General features: G+C 73.4%; 18 protein-coding genes. 11 read left to right on the top strand and 7 right to left on the bottom strand.

Annotation, left to right across the window (positions count from 1 at the left end):
- Positions 1 to 78: 78 nt before the first annotated feature.
- The 4 genes from dxs to Q6350_RS10025 all read left to right on the top strand — a co-directional run bounded on the left by dxs (position 79) and on the right by Q6350_RS10025 (position 6,026).
- Positions 79 to 1,968, top strand: a complete 1,890-nt coding sequence (gene dxs / locus Q6350_RS10040) for a 1-deoxy-D-xylulose-5-phosphate synthase (protein WP_304604138.1) — start codon at positions 79 to 81, stop codon at positions 1,966 to 1,968.
- 165 nt (positions 1,969 to 2,133) lie between these two features.
- Positions 2,134 to 4,395 carry a formate C-acetyltransferase gene (gene pflB, locus Q6350_RS10035; RefSeq protein ID WP_304607077.1) on the top strand — a complete coding sequence of 754 codons (2,262 nt, stop codon included), beginning with the start codon at positions 2,134 to 2,136 and terminating at the stop codon, positions 4,393 to 4,395.
- Between the two features lies 1 nt (position 4,396).
- Positions 4,397 to 5,257, top strand: a complete 861-nt coding sequence (gene pflA, locus Q6350_RS10030) for a pyruvate formate-lyase-activating protein (protein WP_171248153.1) — start codon at positions 4,397 to 4,399, stop codon at positions 5,255 to 5,257.
- Between the two features lie 31 nt (positions 5,258 to 5,288).
- Positions 5,289 to 6,026 (top strand): PIG-L deacetylase family protein, encoded by a 738-nt coding sequence (locus Q6350_RS10025; RefSeq protein WP_171248154.1) that lies wholly within the window; start codon positions 5,289 to 5,291, stop codon positions 6,024 to 6,026.
- Positions 6,027 to 6,028: 2 nt separating this feature from the next.
- Here Q6350_RS10025 and Q6350_RS10020 read toward each other — a convergent pair whose 3' ends face one another.
- Positions 6,029 to 7,132: a glutamate--cysteine ligase gene (locus tag Q6350_RS10020; RefSeq protein ID WP_304604136.1), complete on the bottom strand. Its 1,104-nt coding sequence runs from the start codon at positions 7,130 to 7,132 to the stop codon at positions 6,029 to 6,031.
- 107 nt (positions 7,133 to 7,239) lie between these two features.
- Between Q6350_RS10020 and Q6350_RS10015 the strand changes: the two genes are divergently transcribed.
- The 3 genes from Q6350_RS10015 to Q6350_RS10005 all read left to right on the top strand — a co-directional run bounded on the left by Q6350_RS10015 (position 7,240) and on the right by Q6350_RS10005 (position 9,680).
- Positions 7,240 to 8,100, top strand: a complete 861-nt coding sequence (locus Q6350_RS10015; protein WP_304607079.1) for an SGNH/GDSL hydrolase family protein — start codon at positions 7,240 to 7,242, stop codon at positions 8,098 to 8,100.
- A 9-nt stretch (positions 8,101 to 8,109) separates the two neighbouring features.
- Positions 8,110 to 8,796: an HAD family hydrolase gene (locus tag Q6350_RS10010; protein ID WP_304604134.1), complete on the top strand. Its 687-nt coding sequence runs from the start codon at positions 8,110 to 8,112 to the stop codon at positions 8,794 to 8,796.
- Positions 8,797 to 8,975: 179 nt separating this feature from the next.
- Positions 8,976 to 9,680, top strand: coding sequence for a hypothetical protein (locus tag Q6350_RS10005; RefSeq protein ID WP_305066063.1), 705 nt, complete (start codon positions 8,976 to 8,978; stop codon positions 9,678 to 9,680).
- Positions 9,681 to 9,772: 92 nt separating this feature from the next.
- On the opposite strand, the gene Q6350_RS10000 is transcribed toward Q6350_RS10005, so the two are convergent.
- The 4 genes from Q6350_RS10000 to Q6350_RS09985 form a co-directional block, all read right to left on the bottom strand.
- The gene (locus tag Q6350_RS10000) at positions 9,773 to 11,926 is read right to left on the bottom strand and encodes a 3-hydroxyacyl-CoA dehydrogenase NAD-binding domain-containing protein (RefSeq protein WP_305066062.1); all 2,154 of its coding nucleotides are present in this window, start codon (positions 11,924 to 11,926) and stop codon (positions 9,773 to 9,775) included.
- A gap of 5 nt (positions 11,927 to 11,931) precedes the next feature.
- Positions 11,932 to 13,203 (bottom strand): thiolase family protein, encoded by a 1,272-nt coding sequence (locus Q6350_RS09995; RefSeq protein ID WP_304604131.1) that lies wholly within the window; start codon positions 13,201 to 13,203, stop codon positions 11,932 to 11,934.
- Positions 13,204 to 13,384: 181 nt separating this feature from the next.
- Positions 13,385 to 14,611, bottom strand: coding sequence for an HRDC domain-containing protein (locus tag Q6350_RS09990; RefSeq protein WP_304604130.1), 1,227 nt, complete (start codon positions 14,609 to 14,611; stop codon positions 13,385 to 13,387).
- Positions 14,608 to 15,189 (bottom strand): DUF3000 domain-containing protein, encoded by a 582-nt coding sequence (locus tag Q6350_RS09985; RefSeq protein ID WP_171248161.1) that lies wholly within the window; start codon positions 15,187 to 15,189, stop codon positions 14,608 to 14,610. The genes Q6350_RS09990 and Q6350_RS09985 overlap by 4 nt, the downstream gene beginning before the upstream one ends.
- A gap of 203 nt (positions 15,190 to 15,392) precedes the next feature.
- Here Q6350_RS09985 and gndA point away from each other — a divergent pair, with 203 nt between their 5' ends.
- The 4 genes from gndA to Q6350_RS09965 are packed head-to-tail and all read left to right on the top strand — an operon-like array spanning position 15,393 to position 20,194.
- A complete protein-coding gene (gndA, locus tag Q6350_RS09980) occupies positions 15,393 to 16,829 on the top strand; it encodes an NADP-dependent phosphogluconate dehydrogenase (RefSeq protein ID WP_305066061.1) in 1,437 nt (478 codons plus the stop codon).
- A 7-nt stretch (positions 16,830 to 16,836) separates the two neighbouring features.
- Complete coding sequence (locus Q6350_RS09975) at positions 16,837 to 18,177, top strand: hypothetical protein (protein WP_305066060.1); 1,341 nt, start codon at positions 16,837 to 16,839, stop codon at positions 18,175 to 18,177.
- Positions 18,174 to 19,457: a carboxylate--amine ligase gene (locus tag Q6350_RS09970; protein WP_304607085.1), complete on the top strand. Its 1,284-nt coding sequence runs from the start codon at positions 18,174 to 18,176 to the stop codon at positions 19,455 to 19,457. The genes Q6350_RS09975 and Q6350_RS09970 overlap by 4 nt, the downstream gene beginning before the upstream one ends.
- Entirely contained in the window at positions 19,454 to 20,194 is a 741-nt protein-coding gene (locus tag Q6350_RS09965; RefSeq protein WP_304607086.1) for an aspartate/glutamate racemase family protein, read from the top strand. Before Q6350_RS09970 ends, Q6350_RS09965 begins: the two co-directional genes overlap by 4 nt.
- 97 nt (positions 20,195 to 20,291) lie before the next feature.
- On the opposite strand, the gene Q6350_RS09960 is transcribed toward Q6350_RS09965, so the two are convergent.
- Both Q6350_RS09960 and Q6350_RS09955 read right to left on the bottom strand, forming a co-directional pair.
- Entirely contained in the window at positions 20,292 to 20,789 is a 498-nt protein-coding gene (locus Q6350_RS09960; RefSeq protein ID WP_304607087.1) for a hypothetical protein, read from the bottom strand.
- Positions 20,790 to 20,843: 54 nt separating this feature from the next.
- Positions 20,844 to 21,602: a dihydrofolate reductase family protein gene (locus tag Q6350_RS09955; protein ID WP_305066057.1), complete on the bottom strand. Its 759-nt coding sequence runs from the start codon at positions 21,600 to 21,602 to the stop codon at positions 20,844 to 20,846.
- Positions 21,603 to 21,631: the final 29 nt, after the last annotated feature.

Genomic DNA, 21,631 nt, shown 5'->3' with positions numbered 1-21,631 from the left:
CGAATCTACCGCGCATCCGCTGCACCGGGACGTCACGAACAGCACTTAGAGTTGTCTGATGATCTGCAGGAGGAACGTATGGGGCTGTTGAGCACGATCACCGCGCCCGAGGACGTGCGCAGGCTCGGTCCGGCCCAGACGCGGCAGCTGGCCACCGAGATCCGCGACTTCCTCGTGCACAACGTCTCCCGCACGGGCGGGCACCTGGGGCCGAACCTCGGCGTCGTCGAGCTGACGATCGCGCTGCACCGCGTGTACGACTCGCCGCGGGACACGCTGGTCTTCGACACCGGCCACCAGTCCTACGTCCACAAGCTGCTCACGGGGCGCCAGGACTTCTCCGACCTGCGCAAGCGCGGCGGCCTGTCCGGCTACCCGAGCCGGTCGGAGTCCGAGCACGACGTCGTGGAGAACTCCCACGCGTCGACGGCCCTGTCCTGGGCGGACGGCATCGCCAAGGCGAACGAGATCGGGCACCACGACGACAAGCACGTCGTCGCGGTGATCGGGGACGGCGCCCTGACCGGTGGCATGGCCTGGGAGGCCATCAACAACATCGCGGCCGGGCGCGACCGCCGGCTGGTCATCGTCGTCAACGACAACGGGCGCTCCTACTCGCCGACCATCGGCGGCGTCGCCGACCACCTGGCCACGCTGCGCACGACCCGTGGCTACGAGGCCTTCCTGGCGTGGGGCAAGCGCGCGCTGCAGCGCACCGGCCCGCCCGGACGCTTCGCCTACGGCTGGCTGCACGGCCTGAAGAAGGGCCTCAAGGACGTCGTCGCCCCGCAGGGGATGTTCGAGGACCTGGGGCTGAAGTACGTCGGCCCGGTCGACGGGCACGACGTCAGTGCGATGGAGCACGCCCTGCGACGGGCCAAGACCTACGGCGGCCCCGTCATCGTGCACGCGATCACCGAGAAGGGGCGCGGCTACATCCCCGCCGAGGAGGACGTCGCCGACCGCTTCCACGCGGTGGGCAAGATCCACCCCGAGACCGGGCTGCCGGTCGCGCCGTCGCGGTTCGGGTGGACCCAGGTGTTCGCCGAGGAGCTCGTCGAGATCGGGCGCCGGCGCCCCGACGTCGTGGCGATCACCGCGGCCATGCTGCACCCGGTCGGCATGGCGCCGTTCGCCGAGGAGTTCCCCGAGCGCACCTTCGACGTCGGCATCGCCGAGCAGCACGCCGCGACGTCGGCCGCCGGCATGGCGTTCGCCGGTCTGCACCCGGTGGTGGCGGTGTACGCCACGTTCCTCAACCGCGCCTTCGACCAGGTGCTGATGGACGTCGCCCTGCACAAGGCGGGCGTCACCTTCGTGCTCGACCGGGCCGGCGTCACGGGCGCCGACGGGGCCAGCCACAACGGCATGTGGGACATGGCGATGCTGCGCATCGTCCCGGGTCTGCGGCTGGCCGCCCCGCGCGACGAGGCGACGCTGCGCGCGGCCCTGCGCGCGGCCGTGGAGGTCGACGACGCGCCGACCGTCGTCCGGTACCCCAAGGGCGCCCTCGACGAGTCGATCGAGGCCGTCGAGACGCTGGAGGGGGTCGACGTCGTGGCGCGGCACACCCCGGGCGACGGCACCTCCTCGCCCGCGCGCGTCCTCGTCGTCGGCGTCGGTGCGATGGCTGCCGCCGGTCTGGCGGCGGGGGAGTCGTTGGCGGCGCACGGGCTGGCGGTCGACGTCGTCTCCCCGACCTGGGTGCTGCCGGCGCCGGAGCGCCTGGTGAAGATGACCGGTGACCACGACCTCGTCGTCACGCTGGAGGACGGCGTCGTGGACGGCGGTGTCGGCGCGATGCTCGCCCAGCGCGCCGCCGCGCAGGGGATCCGCACACCCTTCGTGCACACCGGCCTGCCGGTGGCGTTCCTCGACCACGCCAGCCGCGAGCAGATCATGTCCGCGCAGCGCATGCAGGCCGAGGACGCCGTGCGCGACGCGCTGGCGACGCTCTCCCAGGAGTGAGCTCTCCGCCCCCCTGAGCCGTTCCCGCCACCGGCCGCACCGTGAGACGGTGCGGCCGGTGGTCTGTGACGGACGTCTCGGCCGCTCTGTGGTCAGACCATTGCTTGTGAAGGTCTTCACGAATACGCTGGAAGCATCACCGAGCGAGCGTGAAGGAGCGGGGCGATGACCGTCCAGGAAGAGCGTCAGACCACCACCGGTGCCGCGTGGGAAGGTTTCGTCCCCGGACCGTGGTGCGACACGGTCGACGTCCGGGACTTCATCCAGCGCAACTACACGCCCTACGAGGGCGACGCGACGTTCCTGGCCGGGCCGACCGAGCGCACCGACGCCCTCTGGGCCCGGCTGAGCGCGATGTTCCCCGTCGAGCGCGAGAACGGCGTCTACGACGTCTCCTACGACGTCCCGGCCGGCATCACGGCGCACGAGCCGGGCTACATCGACCCCGCGAGCGAGATCATCGTCGGCCTGCAGACGGACGCCCCCCTCAAGCGCGCGATCATGCCGAACGGCGGCTGGCGGATGGTCGAGGGAGCCCTCAACACCTACGGCTACCCGGTCGACCAGGACCTCAAGAAGGTCTTCACCGAGTACCGCAAGACCCACAACCAGGGCGTCTTCGACGTCTACCCGCCGAACGTCCGGGCCGCCCGCAGCTCGCACGTGGTGACCGGCCTGCCCGACGCCTACGGCCGCGGCCGCATCATCGGCGACTACCGGCGCGTCGCGCTCTACGGCGTCGACGAGCTGATCGCGGCCAAGAAGCTCGACAAGCTGACCCTCGACGTCGAGCCGTTCAGCGAGACGGTGGCCCGGGCCCGCGAGGAGCACGCCGAGCAGATCCGTGCGCTGGGCGAGCTCAAGGAGATGGCCGCCTCCTACGGCGTGGACATCTCCGGCCCGGCGCGCACCGCCGTCGAGGCCGTGCAGTGGCTGTACTTCGGGTTCCTGGGAGCGGTCAAGGAGCAGAACGGTGCCGCGATGTCGCTCGGGCGCACCTCGACGTTCCTGGACGTCTACCTCGAGCGCGACCTGGCCGCCGGGCGGATCACCGAGGCCCGCGCGCAGGAGATCATGGACGACTTCGTCATCAAGCTGCGCATCGTCCGGTTCCTGCGCACCCCCGAGTACGACGCGCTGTTCTCCGGCGACCCCACCTGGGTCACCGAGACCATCGGCGGCATGGGCGCCGACGGCCGCACCCTGGTCACCAAGAACTCGTTCCGCATGCTGCAGACGCTGTACAACCTGGGGCCGGCGCCGGAGCCGAACATGACCGTGTTCTGGTCGGCCGACCTGCCGCAGGGGTTCAAGGACTTCTGCTCCCAGGTCTCCATCGACACCTCCGCGGTGCAGTACGAGTCCGACGAGGAGATCCGCACCGCGTGGGGCGACGACGCCGGCATCGCCTGCTGCGTCTCCCCGATGGCGATCGGCAAGCAGATGCAGTTCTTCGGCGCGCGCGTCAACCTCGCCAAGACCCTGCTCTACGCCATCAACGGCGGGCGCGACGAGATCACCGGCGCGCAGGTCTCGCCCGTCGCCACCCCGGTGCCCGAGGGCCTGCCCCTGGACTACGACGACGTCCGCGCCCGGTTCGACCAGACCATGGACTGGCTGGCCGCCACCTACGTCGAGGCGCTCAACTGCATCCACTGGTCCCACGACAAGTACGCCTACGAGCGGCTCGAGATGGCGCTGCACGACAAGGACGTGCTGCGCACCATGGCCTGCGGGATCGCCGGTCTGGCGGTGGCCACCGACTCGCTGTCGGCCATCCGCTACGCCACCGTCACCCCCGTCGTCGACGACCGCGGCATCGTCGTGGACTACCGCACCGAGGGCGACTACCCGGCCTACGGCAACGACGACGACCGCGCCGACGAGATCGCCGTGGACCTGGTGGAGTCGTTCATGGCCAAGGTGCGCAGCCACCGGATGTACCGCGACGCCGTGCCCACCCAGTCGGTGCTGACGATCACCTCGAACGTCGTCTACGGCAAGGCCACCGGGAACACCCCGGACGGCCGTCGCGCCGGCGAGCCGTTCTCCCCGGGGGCCAACCCGATGAACGGGCGCGACACCCACGGGATGCTCGCCTCCGCGCTGTCGGTGGCCAAGCTGCCCTACGAGGCGGCCCAGGACGGGATCTCGCTGACCAACACCGTCGTGCCGGCAGGGCTGGGACGGACCCGTGCGGAGCAGATCACCAACCTCTCCGGCCTGCTCGACGCGTCGTTCGGCGCGGGCGGTTACCACATGAACGTCAACGTGCTGGTGCGCTCCACGCTCGAGGACGCCATGGAGCACCCGGAGAACTACCCGCAGCTCACCATCCGGGTCTCGGGCTACGCCGTGAACTTCGTGCGGCTGACCCGCGAGCAGCAGCTCGACGTGCTGGCCCGGACCTTCCACGGGGAGATCTGAGATGACCACCTGCCTGGCGCCCCTGGACGCCCCCAGCGCGCGCCGGGCAGGTGCCGGCCTGCGCGGGCTGGCGACCACCGACGTCGAGCGGTCCGAGCGCCTGGAGCTCATGCGCTCGGGCGCGCTCGGCTCGGTGCACTCGTGGGAGCTCGTCACCGCGGTCGACGGCCCGGGGACGCGGATGACCGTGTTCCTGTCCGGCTGCCCCCTGCGGTGCCTGTACTGCCACAACCCCGACACCCTCGCCATGAAGGACGGCGGCCCCGTCCTGGCCGAGGACCTGCTGGCCCGCGTCGAGCGGTACCGGGCCGTCTTCGCCGCCACCGGCGGCGGGATCACGCTGTCGGGCGGCGAGGTGCTCATGCAGCCGGCCTTCGCCGCGCGCGTCCTGCGCGGCGCCAAGGAGCGGGGCGTGCACACCTGCCTGGACACCTCGGGGTTCCTCGGGGCGAACGCCACCGACGAGATGCTCGACGACACCGACCTGGTCCTGCTCGACATCAAGTCCGGCGACGAGGAGACCTACCGGCGGGTGACCGGCCGGCCGCTGGCCCCGACGCTGGCCTTCGGCCGGCGGCTCGCCGAGCGGGGCGTCCCGGTCTGGATCCGGTTCGTGCTGGTGCCGGGGCTGACCGACGACCCGCGCAACGTCGAGCTCGTGGCCGAGCACGCCGCCGCGATCGAGGCCGTGCGCCCCGGCACCGTGCAGCGGGTCGAGGTGCTGCCGTTCCACCAGATGGCGCGCGACAAGTGGGCGGACCTCGGACGGACCTACGAGCTGGACGACGTCGAGCCGCCCTCCGCGGAGGCCACCGAGGCCGTGCGCGAGGTGTTCCGCTCGCGCGGGTTGACCACGTACTGACGCCGCGCGCGGCGCTGGGTACCGTCGGGGCATGAGGAGCACCGCACCCGCACCGCCGGCACCGCTGGACGAGGACTGGGACACGGCCCTGGTCGTCGTCGCCCACCCCGACGACATGGAGTTCGGGGGAGCGGCGGCCATCGCGCGCTGGACCGGACAGGGCAAACGGATCGGCTACGTCATGGTGACCAGCGGCGAGGCCGGCATCGACGGCATGGAGCCCACCGAGTCCCGGCGGGTCCGCGAGGCGGAGCAGGTCGAGTCCGCGCGTGTCGTCGGGGTCGAGGACGTCGAGTTCCTCGGCTTCCCCGACGGGGTGGTCGAGTACGGCCTGCCGCTGCGGTCCGCGATCGCCCACGCGATCCGCCGGCACCGCCCCGAGGTCGTCATCACCCTGAACTTCCGCGAGGAGTTCCCCGGCGGCGTCCTCAACCAGGCCGACCACGTCGCCGTCGGCCGCGCCGTCGTCGACGCCGTGCGCGACGCGGGCAACCGGTGGGTGTTCACCGACCAGCTCACCGACGGCCTCGAGCGGTGGGACGGCGTCCGGGAGGTCTGGGTCGCGGCGTCACCGCGCGCCGGCCACGCCGTCGACGTCACCGACACGTTCGACGACGGCGTGGCCTCGCTGCGCGCGCACGCCGCCTACATCGAGGGGCTCGGCTGGCAGGACTTCGACCCGGCGGAGTTCCTCGGGCGCATCACGCGGGGGAACGGGGAGGCCTTCGGCACCGAGCACGCCACCGCGTTCGAGGTGCTGAGCATGTGACCTCAGGAGTGGGTGACCTCCACGGCCCGTTCGGCGACCCGGTGCAGGTTCCCCCCGGACTCGGCGAACCAGGCCCGCTGCTGGGCCGCGCCGCCACCGGTGGACCACAGGCGGCCCAGCAGCTCGGTCACGGACTCCAGGTCGCCGGCGTCGACGAGCGCGTCGCGCACGTGCGCCACGAGCTGGCCGACGACGTCGTGCGCCGGGGCGGGGCGCCACGTCACCGGGGAGACCAGGTCCCCCTCCAGACCGGACCGGCCGGCCCGCCAGGCCGCCGTGCGCAGCAGCTCGGGGTAGGTCTCCGTGACCTCGACGTCGTCGAGCGCCTCGCGGGCGGCTGTCTCGACCAGTCCTCGCGTCAGGGCGGCGAGCAGCGTCGCGGTGTCGGGGTGCAGGCAGACGTCGGCGACCCGGATCTCCACCGTCGGGTACTTCGGCGACAGCCGGGCGTCGAAGTGCACCATGCCCCGGTCGAGCACGGTGTCCGTGGCGACGATCGCCTCCACGGCGGCGTGGTAGGCCTCGGGCGTGCCGAACCGGCGCGTCGGGCCCGCCGTCGGCCAGCGGGCCCACACCTGGGAGCGGAAGCTCGCGTAGTCGCTGTCCTCGCCCTGCCAGTACGGGGAGTTGGTGCTCAGCGCCAGCAGCGTCGCGAGCCACGGACCGATCCGGTCCAGCACGGCCACGCCCTCCACCTCGTCGACCACGGAGACGTGGACGTGGCACCCGCTGGTGAGCTGCTCGCGCGCCGTCATGCCGAACGTGTGCCGGGCCTGCAGGTAGCGCAGCCGCGACACCGTCGTGCCGGTGAAGGGCACCGGGGAGGTCGCCAGCGCGGCGACCCGCGCGTCCACGCGGTCGGCGGCGTCCTGAGCACGGGCACGGCCCGCCCGGATCTCCTGCGCGAGCTCCTCGAGCGACGCCCGGGGGAGGGTGGCCGTCTCGAGCTGTTCCTCCATGAACTCCGGCTCCAGGGCGCCGGTGCCGCTCTCCCGGTTGTCGTGGCCCGACGCCGCCAGCGCCTCGGCGGCCTTCGCCACCGGAGAGCCGTCCGGCCCGACGAGCAGGAACTCTTCCTCGACACCCATGGTGCGCGGTTCTGTCATGTCGGCATCATGGTGCCGCCGCCCGTGGAGCGCGCGCCGAGACGCCGACCCCGACACGTCAGGGTGGCGTCACCCGGCGTTCAGACGCGTCTGGTTGAACTGCGGTCATGGGTCGCCCGCGCACCACGCTCCCCGCACTGACCGTCCCCCTCGCCGCCTCAGTGACGGCGGGAGTCGCCGTCGTGGTGCTGCGCCGCCAGGCCGCGATCGCCCGCCGACGGATCGGGAAGGCGCTCGGCGAGGAGGTGCCGGACGCCGACCGCGTCTGGCGGGCCCGGTACCCGGGCGACCCCCTGGAGCTGCTCGTGCTCGGCGACTCCGTCGCGGCGGGGCTCGGTGCCGAGCGGCGCAAGGACACCCTGGGAGCCCGGATCGCCCGCGGGGCCGCCCAGCAGCTCCAGCGTCCCGTCCGCCTGCGCTGCGCCGCCGTGGTGGGTGCGGAGTCGTCGGCGCTGCGGACCCAGCTGGACGGGCTCGACGACGACTACCGGCCCGACGTGGCGGTCGTCGTCGTCGGCGGCAACGACGTCACCCACCGCGTGCCGGTCGCGACCTCCGTGCGACACCTGGTCGAGACGGTCGAGCGGCTGCAGGAGCGGGGCAGCGCCGTCGTCGTCGGCACCTGCCCCGACCTCGGGGCGCTGCGGCCGGTGCCTCAGCCGCTGCGGGCCCTCGGCTCGCGCGCCTCGCGGCAGCTCGCGGCCGCGCAGTCCGTGGCCGCCCGTCGGGCCGGGGCGCACACCGTCTCCCTGGCGGCGGTCGTCGGGCCCTTCTTCGTGTCCTCCCCGCAGGAGGCGTTCAGCCTCGACCGGTTCCACCCCAGCGCGCTCGGCTACCGGCGCACGGCCGCGGCGCTGGTGCCGTCGGTGCTGGTGGCGCTGGGGGAGCGGGCGGAGCTCCCGCCCGGGCACCGGCCGCCCGATCCGCTCGCCGGGACGGCGCGCCGCCGGTGGCGGCGCCCCGCGTAACCTGCCGCCATGATCTGGCTCCTGGACCTGGACAACACGCTCGTCTCCCGGGACGCGGCCTTCGCCGCCTGGGCGGCGCGCGCGGTGGCCGACGACGGCGGGACGGACGACGACCTGGCCGCGATCGTCGCCGCCGACGACGGGGGCTTCGCGCCCAAGGCCGACGTCGCCCGCGAGCTGATCGCCCGGCTCGGGTGGGCCGACGACGTCCCGGCGGCGGTCGACCGCTTCCGGGCCGGCATCCGCGACCACGTCCGCGCCTACGACGGCGTGCTCGACGACCTCGACGCGCTGCGCGCCGGCGGGGACCGGGTGGCCGTGGTGACCAACGGCGTCTCGCACCAGCAGCGCGGCAAGATCGACCGGTGCGGCGTCGAGGCACGTGTCGACGCGATCGTCGTCTCCGGGGAGGAGGGCGTCCAGAAGCCCGACCCCGCGCTGCTCGAGATCGCGCTGGAGCGCCTCGGCGCGGCCGACGCCGACCGGGGCCGGGTGTGGATGGTCGGGGACGCCGGGCACGCCGACGTCGCCGCCGGGCGGGCCGCCGGCACGCGCACGGGCTGGGTGTCACACGGACGCCGCTGGGACGTCGCCCACGGCGACGCGCCGGACGTGGCCGCGGCGACGACGCGCGAGGTGCTCGCCGCCGCGCGTGCCGCTCAACCGGACAGCCGCTCCGCGCAGGGGCTAGTCTGAGGGTGGGCGGTGCGTCCCGCCCCACCCTCTCCCCGGTGCTCGCGCCACCGGGACCGCCTGGTGCGGTGAGGGCAAAGGGGACCTCGAGTGCTCGACGCGTCGCACAGGACACCCGTGTTCCGGTGCGGCACCGCGGGCGCGAGCCGCTGGTGGCGCACCCGCGAGCACGAGGAGTCCTCATGACCTCCCAGGAATCGTTCAAGCGCCGCGTCCGCGAGCGGATGGCACGCACCGGCGAACGCTACGCGGCGGCGCGCCGCTCCCTGCTGACGGAACCGCCCGGCACCCCGTCGGGGTGGGTCAGCGAGCCGGAGCTGTCCGACGAGAGTGTCCGGGACGCTACCGGCCTCGGCTGGGACGAGTGGGTCGCCCGGATCGACGCCGGTCCGGGCCGCTCCGCCTCCCACCCCGAGATCGCCGCGTGGGTCACCTCCCGCGCCGCCTTCTCCGGCTGGTGGGTGCAGACGGTGACGGTCGGCTACGAACGCATCACCGGCATCCGGCTGCCGGGCCAGATGCCGGACGGCACGTTCACGGTGAGCCGGTCCCGGACGCTGGACGTCGACCGCGAGACCGTGCGGGCCCGGCTGCTGGACGACGGCGGACCCGACACCCTGGTGCCCGGCCTGACGCTCACGGCGCGCTCCCGCCCTGGGGTGAAGAGCCCCCGCTTCGCGGTGACCGAGTCCGGTCCGGACGGCGAGGCGGACCGGGGGATGCTCATGCTGTCGATGGACGCCGCGGGGCAGCGGTGCCGCGTGACGGTCACGCATGAGCGCATCGGCACGCCGGCCGAGGCCGAGCAGTGGAAGAAGTTCTGGGCCGAGTGGCTCGTCACCGTGGCCGACGAGCTCGGCGAGGACGGCGGCGACCCGGCCCGCTGACGGCCCGGACGCACCGGAGGCCCGGTCCCGACGTCGGGACCGGGCCTCCGGTGCATCTCACCCGGGAGAGGGCGGTGTCAGGTGACCTCGGCTCAGGCGGAGCCCCCGGGGACGTTGGCGACGCCGTCCGGCAGCAGGCGGCGGCCCAGCACCTTCTCGCTGTAGCCGGTGCGGTCCAGGTACGGCGTGATGCCGCCCGTGTGGAAGCCCCACCCGGCGCCCAGGATCATGCACAGGTCGATCTGCGAGGGGTCGGCGACGACGTTCTCCTCCAGCATGTGCCCGATCTCCACGGTCAGGGCCGTGAGCACCGAGTCCAGCACGCCGTCGGCGTCGAGCACCGGCGTGCCCGCCCGGCCCTCCGAGCCGGCCGGCAACGCCTCGCCGAACACCGACTGGATCGCCGGGTCGACGGGCTTGGGCAGCCCGCGGCCGGGGGCGTCCTGCACCACGCGGGTGCCGTCGGCGACGATCTTCTCCAGACCGGGGGACTGGGGGAACCGGTCGCCGAGGTCCTCGCGCAGCGAGGTCAGCACGTGCAGGCCGACGGCGGGGCCGACGAGGTCGAAGAGCTCGAACGTCGGCATCGGGAACCCGAGCGGGGAGAGCGCCGTGTCCGCGACCTCGACCGAGGTGCCGTTCTCGACGGCCTCGACGACCTTGCCCATGACCAGCACGAGCAGGCGGTTCACGACGAAGCCCGGACGGTCCGCGACGAGCACGGCCGTCTTGCGCAGCTTCTTGGTGATGGCGAACGCCGTGGCCAGGGCCTCGTCCGAGGTGTGCTCGGCGTTGACGACCTCGACCAGCGGCATCTGGGCCACCGGGTTGAAGAAGTGGATGCCGACCACGCGCTCGGGGTGGCGCAGGTCGGAGGCCATCTCGGTGATCGACAGCGCCGAGGTGTTCGTGGCCAGGATCGTGTCCTCGCCGACGATCTCCTCGAGCTCGGCGAAGACCTTCTTCTTCAGGCCCATGACCTCGGTGACGGCCTCGACGACGACGTCGCAGGAGGCGAACTCGGAGATCTCGGTGGTGCCCGAGATGCTGGCGACGATGCGGTCGCCGACCTCCGGCTTCATCCGGCCGCGGCCGACGAGCTTCTCGACGGTGGACCGGACGTAGCCCAGGCCCTTCTCGACGCGCTCGGTGTCCAGGTCGCGCATGACGACCGGGACGCCCAGGCGCTGCGAGACGAGCAGGGCGATCTGGGCGGCCATCAGACCGGCGCCGACGATGCCGACGCGCGTCACCGGCTTGGCCAGCGACTTGTCCGGGGCGCCCTTCGGCTTCTTGCCGGACGAGGTGAGCTGGAACGCGTACACGCTGGAACGCATCTCGTCGGTCATGACGAGGTCGGCCAGGGCCTCGTCCTCGGCGACGAAGGCCTCCTCGCGCGAGGCGTCGCGGGCACCGGCGAGCAGGTCCAGCGCCCGGTACGGCGCGGGGCGGGACCCGTTGATGACCGCGTCGAGACGCTCGCGCGTGCCCTGCACGACGGCGTCCCACACGGGCTGCGGGTCGAGCTCGCGACGCTCGACGGTGACCTCGCCGGCCACGACGCCCGCGGCCCAGGCCAGGGACCGCTCCAGGAAGTCGGCGGCCTCGAACTGCGCGTCGACGAGGCCCATCTCGAGCGCCTCGGCGGGCTTGAACGGCTTGTTGGCCATCGGCCGCGTGAGGATGACGTCGACCGCCTTCTCGATGCCGATCAGACGCGGCACGAGGTAGGCGCCGCCCCAGCCGGGCACCAGCCCGAGCCCCGTCTCCGGCAGACCGAGCGCCGCGGCGTCGGAGGCCACGGTGCGGTACTGGCAGTTCAGCGCGACCTCGAGGCCGCCACCCAGCGCGAGGCCGTTGACGAAGGCGAAGGTCGGCACGCCCATCGTGTGCAGTAGCTCGAACGCACCGTGACCCGACCGGCCCAGCTCCAGGGCCTGGTCGTGGGAGGTCACGGCGCTGACGCCGAGCAGGTCGGCGCCGGCGGCGAGGAAGTACGGCTTGCCGGTGATGCCGACGGCGGCGATCTCGCCGCCTGCCGCACGCTCCTGCTGGCTGCGCAGGGCGGCGGTCAGCTCGGCCAGCCCCTGCGGGCCGAGGGTGTTCGGCTTGGTGTGGTCGAGCCCGTTGTCGAGGGTGACCAGCGCCAGGGTGCCCCGGCCGCCGGGCAGCTCCACGTCGCGGACGAGGGAGTGGGTGACGCGCTCGGCCCGGGGTTCGCGGGTCTCGGTCGTGGTGTCGGTCATCGTGCTCAGCCCTCCGTGGTGGTCGGGACGTGGCCGGAGTAGTCGGCGTGGTGGGGGTTCTCCCAGATGACGGTGCCGCCCTGGCCCAGGCCGACGCACATCGTCGTCATGCCGTACCGGACCTCGGGGTGCTGGGCGAACTGGCGCGCGAGCTGGGTCATCAGACGCACGCCGGAGCTGGCCAGCGGGTGGCCGACGGCGATGGCTCCGCCGTAGCTGTTGACGCGCTCGTCGTCGTCGGCGATGCCGTAGTGGTCCAGGAAGCTGAGCACCTGCACGGCGAAGGCCTCGTTGATCTCGAACAGGCCGATGTCGTCGATGGTCAGACCCGCCTGGGCGAGCGCCTTGTCGGTGGCCGGGACCGGCCCGTAGCCCATGATCTCGGCCGGGACGCCGGCGAAGGCGTAGGACACCATGCGCATCGCGGCGGGCAGGCCGAGCTCCTCGGCGGTGTCGCCGGCGGCGAGCAGCGAGACGGTGGCGCCGTCGGTCAGCGGGGACGCGTTGCCCGCGGTGACCCGACCGCCGGGGCGGAACGGCGTCTTGAGGTCGGCGATGCCCTCCATCGTGGTGCCGGGGCGGGGGAGCTCGTCCTCGGTGGCCAGGCCCCAGCCCTTCTCGGCGGACCGGACGGCGATCGGCACGATCTCCGGGCCGATGTCGCCGTTCGCCACGGCCTTGGCGTACTTGGCCTGCGTGTTGACGGCGTAGGCGTCGGCACGCTCCTTGGTCAGGTGCGGGAACTTGTCGTGCAGGTTCTCCGCGGTGACGCCCATGTTGAGCGCCTCGGGGTCGACCAGCTTCTCCGCGAGGAACCGGGGGTTGGGGTCGGCGTCGAGGCCCATCGGGTGCCGGCCCATGTGCTCGACACCGCCGGCGACGACGACGTCGGAGGAGCCCATGGCGATGCCCGCCGCGGTGGTCGTCACGGCGGTCATGCCGCCGGCGCACATGCGGTCGATCGCGTAGCCGGGGACCGACGTCGGCAGGCCCGCGAGGAGCGCGACGGTCCGGCCCAGCGTGAGGCCCTGGTCGCCCTGCTGCGTCGTGGCGGCGATGGCGACCTCGTCGATGCGCTCGACGGGCAGCTCGGGGTGACGGCGCAGCAGCTCGCGCAGCGCCTTGACGACGAGGTCGTCGGCACGCGTCTCGGCCAGCAGGCCGTCGGGCCGGGCCTTGCCGAAGGGGGTGCGCACGCCCTCGACGAACACGACGTCGCGCAGGGCGCGACGGGCCGGGTCTCGGGTGGTGCCGGGGGCCTGGGGGGCCACGGTCATGGCAGCTCCGTCCGTTGCGGGGGATCGGTTCCGACGGTGCCGGGGAGCATCGTCGCTCGGGTGCCGCGGCGGGTCACGCCGAGCACAGGTACACGCTACCGCGAGTACCACGAAGAGCATAGACCACCTGAGACCCGGTATCAGACGGCGGGCGGGCAGGCCATCCCGCGGACCGCGCCGGTCAGGCGTCGGCGAAACCGCGCGCGAACCGCTCCGCCACCAGACCGATCTGCCACTCCCGGGCACGCCGTCCGCGCAGGAATTCCCCGATCTCCTCGGCACCCGCGGGCTCCGGCGGCGACCAGCACAGGCGGCGCATCGCGTCGGGCTGCAGCAGGTTCTCGGCCGGGACGTCGTGGGTCTCGGAGAGCTCGGCCACGATCGCGCGCGCCGCGTCCAGGCGCCGGGCTGCGACGGGGTCTCTGTCGGCCCAGGTGCGCGGCTGCGGGGGTCCGTCGGTGCGCGGCCCCCGGATCGCGGGCAGCTCGGCGTCGGGCAGGGCCAGCGCGGTGTCGATCGCGCGCTGCCAGGTCGTGATCCGCCGTCGGGCGCCCTTGGTGGCGAACTCCGGGACCGCCGCCAGCTGCCCGGCCGTGCGCGGCATCGCGCGCGCCGCGGCGACGATCGCGCGGTCCGGCAGCACCCGGCCCGGCGAGACGTCGCGCTCGCGGGCGTTGCGGTCACGGGCCTCCCACAGCGCCCGCACGACCGCCAGGCCGCGTCGGTTCTTCACCGTGTGCGTCCCCGAGGTGCGGCGCCACGGGTCCGGCCGCGGGGCCGGCGGCGGCAGGGTGCGCACGTGCTCGAACTCCTGGGCGGCCCACTCGGCCTTGCCCGCCTCCTCGAGACGCGCGGCGAGCACGTCGCGGACCTCGACCAGCACCTCGACGTCGAGCGCCGCGTACCGGAGCCAGTCCGTGGGCAGCGGGCGCGTCGACCAGTCGACCGCGGAGTGCTCCTTGGCGAGGCCGAGGCCGAGGGTGTCGGCGACGACGGCCGCGAGGCCCACGCGCGGCAGGTTCAGCAGCCGGGCGGCCAGCTCGGTGTCGAAGATCCGCGGCGGCCGCAGCCCGTGCTCGGCCAGCCCCGGCAGGTCCTGGGAGGCCGCGTGCAGCACCCACTCGACGGGTCCGACGGCGTCCGCGACCGCCGACAGGTCCGGCAGCGTCACCGGGTCCAGCAGCGCGGTCCCCGCGCCCTCGCGGCGGAGCTGCACGAGGTAGGTGGCCTGGCCGTACCGGTACCCGGAGGCCCGCTCGGCGTCGGCCGCGACCGGGCCCGACCCGGCACCGAACGCGGTGACGACGCGGTCCAGGGACCGCGGGGTGGAGACGACCTCGCCGACCCCGTCGGCCGGTTCGGACAGGGGGACGACGCCGGGGTCGGCCTGGGTCACGCCGGAGCTCATGGCTCCACGGTACGGCGTCGCACGTCCAGGGCCGTCACGCCGTCGGGCAGCGGGGGCAGGCCGCCGGCCGTCGACATCAGGTCCGCCCAGACCTCCAGGTGCGCCCCCAGGTCGGTGTCGGTCGGCGTCCACGAGGCCCGGATCTCCAGGTCCACCGCGTCCGGCGTGCGCGCCAGCGCCCCGTAGCTCTGCGAGAGCACCCGGGTGACCGTCCCGCCGGTCGCGATCGCTCCCACCTGCGCCGACTCGAGGTTCTCGGTCACCCAGGTCCAGGCGACGTCGCCGAGCATCTCGTCCCCGGCCAGCTCCGGCTCGAGCTCGGCGCGCACCAGGGTCACGACCCGGAAGTCGCCGCGCCACTGGTCCTGCCCCGCGGGGTCGTGCAGGACGACGAAACGTCCGGTGGCCAGCTCGACCCCGCCGCTGATGACCTCGCCCTCCAGCGCCAGGCTGTACGGCGCCACACGTCGCGGCCCGGGGATCTCGGACAGCCGGACCTCGGGGCGGGTGCGACGGCCGCGCAGCGACGCCAGCGCGGCGGCGAACCGCCCCGGGACCTCCGGCGGGGAAGCAGTCACCCTGTCACCGTACGCCGGGCGGGGCGCCGCGCGGGGCCGACGTGCCGGACGGCCCCGTCCCGTCGACACCGGCCCACCGGCGCGTGTCCGGATCGCGGCACGCCGACCTGCCCCGCGTGCCGTCCGACTAGGCTGTTCTCGGCCTGGCGGGTGACCGACGGAGTGTTCGCCCGGGAACGACCTCCACGAGGAAGCAGGAAGCAATGACAGCACGAGCTCAGATCGGCGTCACCGGACTGGCGGTGATGGGCCGGAACCTCGCCCGGAACTTCGCCCGCCACGGGTACACGGTGGCGGTGCACAACCGCAGCTACGGCAAGACGCAGTCCCTCATGGAGGAGGCCGGCGACGAGGGCGACTTCGTCCCCTCGGAGTCGATGGCCGACTTCGTCGCCTCGCTCGAGCGCCCCCGCAAGGTCGTCATCATGGTCAAGGCCGGCGCGGCCACCGACGCCGTGATCGACGAGCTGCTGCCGCTGCTGGAGGACGGCGACATCGTCGTCGACGCCGGCAACGCCCACTTCCCGGACACGATCCGCCGCGAGGAGGCGCTGAGCGCCCGCGGCCTGCACTTCGTCGGCACCGGGGTCTCCGGCGGCGAGGAGGGCGCGCTGCTCGGCCCGTCGATCATGCCCGGCGGCACCCGGGAGTCCTACGAGTCGCTCGGCCCGATCCTCGAGGCCGTCTCGGCCAAGGTCGACGGCACGCCGTGCTGCACGTACGTGGGCCCGAACGGTGCCGGCCACTTCGTGAAGATGGTCCACAACGGCATCGAGTACGCCGACATGCAGCTCATCGCCGAGGCCTACGACCTGCTCCGGGCCAGCCTGGGGGCCTCCGCCGCCGAGATCGGCGAGATCTTCGCGGCCTGGAACGAGGGCGACCTCGAGTCCTTCCTCATCGAGATCACCGCCGACGTGCTCCGGCACGTCGACGCCGAGACCGGCCAGGCCTTCGTCGACATCGTCCTGGACCAGGCCGAGCAGAAGGGCACCGGCCGGTGGACCGTGCAGAACGGTCTCGACCTGGGCGTGCCCATCACCGGGATCGCCGAGGCGACGTTCGCGCGCGCCCTGTCCGGCGGCGTGCCGCAGCGCGAGGCCGGCCGCCGGGCGCTGCCGGCGAACGCCGAACCGCTGCAGGTCGCCGACCGGGACGCGTTCGTCGAGGACGTCCGTCAGGCCCTCTACGCCTCCAAGGTCGTCGCCTACTCCCAGGGCTTCGACCAGATCGCCGCCGCGTCGGCCGAGCACGGCTGGGACATCGACCGGGGTGCCATGGCGCGCATCTGGCGCGGTGGCTGCATCATCCGGGCCCGGTTCCTCAACCGGATCACCGAGGCCTACGAGCGTGACCCGCAGCTCCCGCTGCTGCTGTCGGACGAGTACTTCACCGACGCCGTCGGCGACGGCCTGTCCGCGTGGCGCCGCGTCGTGGCCCAGGCCGCGTCGGCCGGCATCCCCGCCCCGGCGTTCTCGTCGTCGCTGGCCTACTACGACGGCGTCCGCGCGGAGCGCCTGCCCGCCGCGCTCATCCAGGCGCAGCGTGACTTCTTCGGTGCGCACACCTATCGTCGCACCGACCGCGAGGGGACGTTCCACACCCTCTGGTCCGGTGACCGTTCCGAGCAGGAGGCCTGACACCCCCGTGACCCACCCCCAGTCGGTTCCCGAGGCCGCCACGAGCGACCCCGGGTTCCACCCCGTGATCGTCGGTTCCGACATCGGCGTGTACGCGCTGACGCGATCCTTCCACGAGGCCTACGGCCTGCGCACCACGGTGGTCGCCTTCGCCGAGCCCGGCCCCATCGCGCACTCGCAGCTCATCGACACCGTGCTGTCGGGCACCGCGGCCGAGGAGATCGTCGCGACCCTCGAGCGGGTGGCGCGCGAGCGTCGGGGGGCCGGGCACCGTGAGCCGCTGCTGCTGCAGTCGAACATGGACTGGGTCGTGCGCATCCTCGCGCACCACCGGTCCGCGCTGCAGGCCGCCGGCTACGTGCTGCCGTACGCCGACATGGGCCTCATCGACCGCATCTGCGACAAGGCCGAGTTCTCCGCCGTGTGCACCGAGCTGGGCATCCCCACGCCGGCCACCGTGATCCAGGACTTCGCCACCGCGGACGAGCCGGGGTGGAAGCCTGCGCCGGTCGGCTTCGACTACCCGGTGATCGCCAAGCCGGCCTCCAGCGCCGACTACCACGACGTGCACTTCGCCGGGAAGAAGAAGATCTACGAGATCGCCTCCCGCGCCGAGCTGGACAGCCTGTGGGGCAGCCTGCGGCGCGCGGGGTTCCGGGGGCGGTTCCTCGTCCAGGAGATGATCCCGGGCGACGACACCCAGATGCGCTCGGTCACGACGTACTCCGACACCTCGGGACGGGTGACCCTGCGATGCTCCGCCCGCGTGCTGCTGGAGGAGCGCACCCCGGCGGCCCGGGGCAACCCGTCGGCAATGATCGTCGAGCCGATCGAGGAGATCCTCGACGCGGCCCAGCGGCTGTGCGAGCACGTCGGCTGGCACGGGTTCGCCAACTTCGACGTCAAGCTCGACCCGCGTGACGGCGTGTACAAGTTCTTCGAGCAGAACCCCCGCATCGGGCGCAACAACTACTACCTGACGGCGGCCGGCCAGAACCCGACCGAGGTGCTCGTCGACGACGTGATCCGCCGCGAGCGTCGCGAGCAGGTCACGGCGCGGCGCGAGGTGCTCTACTGCGTGGTGCCGCACCGGCTGCTGCGCCGCTACGTCCTCGACGAGGGGCTGCGCGCCCGGGTCGTGGGGCTGATGCGCACCGGACGCACCGTGCACCCGCTGCGCTACGTCGCCGACGCCTCGCCGCGCCGCCGGCTGTACGTGCTCACCGCCCTGGTGAACCACGTGCGCAAGTACCGGCGCTACTACCCGGCCAGCGCCCTGCAGGCCAACTACGACGCGGCCCTCCGCGCGACGACGCGGCGCACCGCCGCAGGACAGGAGACCCGATGAGCCGCCGGCTGCAGCCCGTCGTCCTCGGCGGTGACATCGGCGCCTACTCCCTGGCCCGGACCTTCCACGAGGCCTACGGCGTGCGCCCGGTGGTCGTCTCCGGGATGTCCACGGGGCTCGTGCGCCACTCGCGGATCCTGCAGCACGTGGTGGAGCCCGGGATCGACGACCCGGACGTCGTGGTGGCGCGGCTGCGGGCGATCGCCGACGAGCACGCCGACGCCGACCTGATCGCCGTCGGGTCGGCGGACTGGCTGGTCCGGCTCCTCGTCGAGCAGCGGGCCCGGCTCGAGGACCGCTACACGATCCCGTACGTCGACGAGAAGCTGCTGCACCGGCTCACCGACAAGGAAGGGTTCGGCGACCTGTGCGCCGAGCTCGGCATCGCCCACCCGACGACGGTCGTCCACGACGTCGCCGCGGGCGGCGAGCCCGACACCTCCGAGCTGACCTTCCCGGTCATCGCCAAGGCCGCCAGCACGGCCGCGTACCACGACGTGGAGTTCGCCGGGAAGAAGAAGGTCTTCCTCGTCGACACCCGTGAGGAGCTCGTCGACCTGCTCCGGCGGGTCCACGACGCGGGGTACCAGGGGTCGTTCGTCGTCCAGGACTACATCCCCGGGGACGACTCCGGGATGCGGATCCTCACCTGCTACTCCGACGCCACGGGCAAGGTCCGCTTCTCCGCCTACGGTCACGTGCTGCTCGAGGAGCACACGCCCGGCGCCCTGGGGAACCCGGCCGGCATCATCACGCAGGTCAACCACGAGGTCGTCGAGCAGGCCACCCGGATGCTCGAGCACGTGGGCTGGACCGGCTTCGCGAACTTCGACCTCAAGTACGACCCGCGCGACGGCCGGTACGTGTTCTTCGAGCTGAACCCGCGCCTGGGTCGCTCGAACTTCTACATCACCGCCGCCGGGGCGAACGCCGTGAAGTTCTACGTGCACGAGCACGTGCAGGGACAGGACCCCGACCCGCGGGCGGTGCTCGGGGCGGACGTGCCGCTCACCGCCTCCGGCGAGCTCGAGGCGGAGCACCTGTACACGGTGCTGCCCGGCGCCCTGCTGCGCCGGTACGTGCTCGACGACGAGGTGCGCTCGACCGCACGCCGCCTCGCCCGCCGCGGACGGTCCACCAACCCGCTGTGGTACCGCGCGGAGACGGACCCGCGACGGCTGGCCTACCTGGCGATCGCCCAGCTCAACCAGTGGCGCAAGTACGCGCAGCACTACCCGGTCGCCGAGGCCCGCCGCCTCGCGTGGCGGGGCTCGGCGTGAGCACCACCTCGGACGCCGGGGCCACGGGACCGATGCCGCCGGTCGGGGTGATCGGCGGCGTCGGCCCGCTGGCCACGGCCTACTTCCTGCAGCGGGTCGTGCAGCTCACCGACGCCGCGCGCGACCAGGAGCACGTCGACCTCGTGGTGCTCAACCACGCCACGATCCCGGACCGCACCGACTTCGTGCTCGGCCGGTCGACGGACGACCCCGGCCCGGTGCTGGCCCGCGACGCGGCGCGTCTCGAGGCCTTCGGGGTGCGGTTCCTGGTGATGCCGTGCAACACCGCGCACTACTTCACCCAGCAGGTGCTCGACGCCGTCACGGTGCCGTTCGTGTCCATCGTCGACGTGACCGTCACCGCCGCACGGGCCCGCGTGCCGGACCTGACGCGCGTGGGGCTGCTGGCCACGGCCGGCACCGTCGCCTCCCGGGTGTACGACCACGCCTTCGCCGCCCACGGCATCGACGTCGTCGCCCCCGACGAGGCCGACCAGGAGCGCGTCAACGCCGTGATCTACGAGCAGGTCAAGGCCGGTCGCCCGGCCGACCCCGACGCGCTGCGCCAGGTCGCGGCGCGCCTCGTCGACCGCGGCGCCGGGGTCGTCGTGCTCGGCTGCACCGAGCTGTCGGTGGCCGCCGTCGACCACGGGCTGCTGGACGAGCCGCCGTTCCTCGACTCGATGGACGAGCTCGTGCGCGCGACCATCACCCGGGCCGGGCACCGGGTGCGGTAGACCTGGGCCTCAGACGTGCTGTCGTCGGCTGAGTCTGCGGTTGCGCTGCGGGCGGGTCCCTCGTTCCTCGGGCCCCACCCTGCGCTGCACCTCCGCCTCAGCCGAGCTCGCTGGTGCCGGCGTACAGGTGCAGCACGGGCACCTGCAGCACGTCCCGGGCACGGGAGGCCCAGTCGGTGTGGAAGGTGTCCTCGACGGCGTGCGGGTAGGTCACCACGACGACCTCGTCGCCGCCGTCCGCCACGGCGCGCTGCAGCGTCGGCAGCGGGTCGTCCTCGGTGACCTCGCCCGAGGCGGTGGCGCCGCGGGCGCGGAACAGCTCCACGGACTCGGTGACCTGCTCGGCGGCGGTCGCCGTGGCCTGCTGGGGCGTCGGCTCCTTGCCGATCAGGTCGTCCCACGCCTCACGCAGCTCGAGCATCCCGAGGTGGTCCAGCACGGAGGACACGACCCGGTGCTCGGTGTCGGCGGGCACCAGCACGCGATAGGCGATCTCGGCGTCCATCTCGGTGTGCAGCCCGGTGATGTGGTCGACGTCGGCGGAGGTCAGCGCGTCCTCGCTGAGGACGACGACGGTCCATGCTTCTGCAGACATGGCAGCAACCTACGGCACCGCCGCCCGCGGTGCCCAGGGGGCCGCCGGCACGGGTCACCGGACCTCCCAGCGCGCCAGCAGCGTGCCGGAGGGCCCGGACAGGAGGTGGCCGAGGCGCAGCTCCCGCCCGGCGCCGGGCTCCCGGTCCCGGGGGGCGGCGACGATCCGGCCGGGTCCGGGCCCGGCCAGCATCGGTGACGTCGTCACGCACAGCTCGTCGACGAGGTCCGCGGCCAGCATGTCGGCGAGCAGGCCGGGACCGCCCTCGCACAGCACCCGCGCCAGGCCGCGCGCGGTGAGCGCCTCGCGGGCCGCGCGCAGGTCCACGCCGTCCTCGGTGCCGTCCGAACACTCCAGCACCCGGTCCTCGCCGACGGCGGCCCCGGCCTCCTGCGCTCCTGCCCGCCCGGTGACCACCAGCGGGGGCCGGGGGCCGTCGAGCGTCGCCCAGGGCACCTGGCCGCTGCGGGTGACGATGGCGAGCTCGAGCGGCGCGGTGGCGAGACGTTCCAGGCCGCGGGGCCGGGACAGGCCCGTGTACCCCTCCTGCCGGGCGGTCCCGGCGCCGACGAGGACGACGTCGGCCAGCGCGCGCAGGACACGGAAGACCCGCCAGTCCGCGGGGTCGTTGATCGACGCGGACCGGCCGTCAGGACCCCAGGCGGCCCCGTCGACGGTGGCGATCATGTTCGCCCGCACGAACGGCCCGTCCGGCACCCTGTACAGGTCCGCGAGGACGTGCTCGTCGGCGTCGGGCGGGATCTCGCCGACGGTGGGGAGATGACGGACCAGCGGGGGCGTGTCGGAACTCACAGCGGCCAGACTACGACGCCCGCATAGGG

The organism is Isoptericola sp. b515, from assembly GCF_030588125.1.
GTDB lineage: Bacteria > Actinomycetota > Actinomycetes > Actinomycetales > Cellulomonadaceae > Isoptericola > Isoptericola sediminis.
Note: the sequence above shows the minus strand (reverse complement) of the source record. Positions and strands in the feature narration are given on the sequence as shown.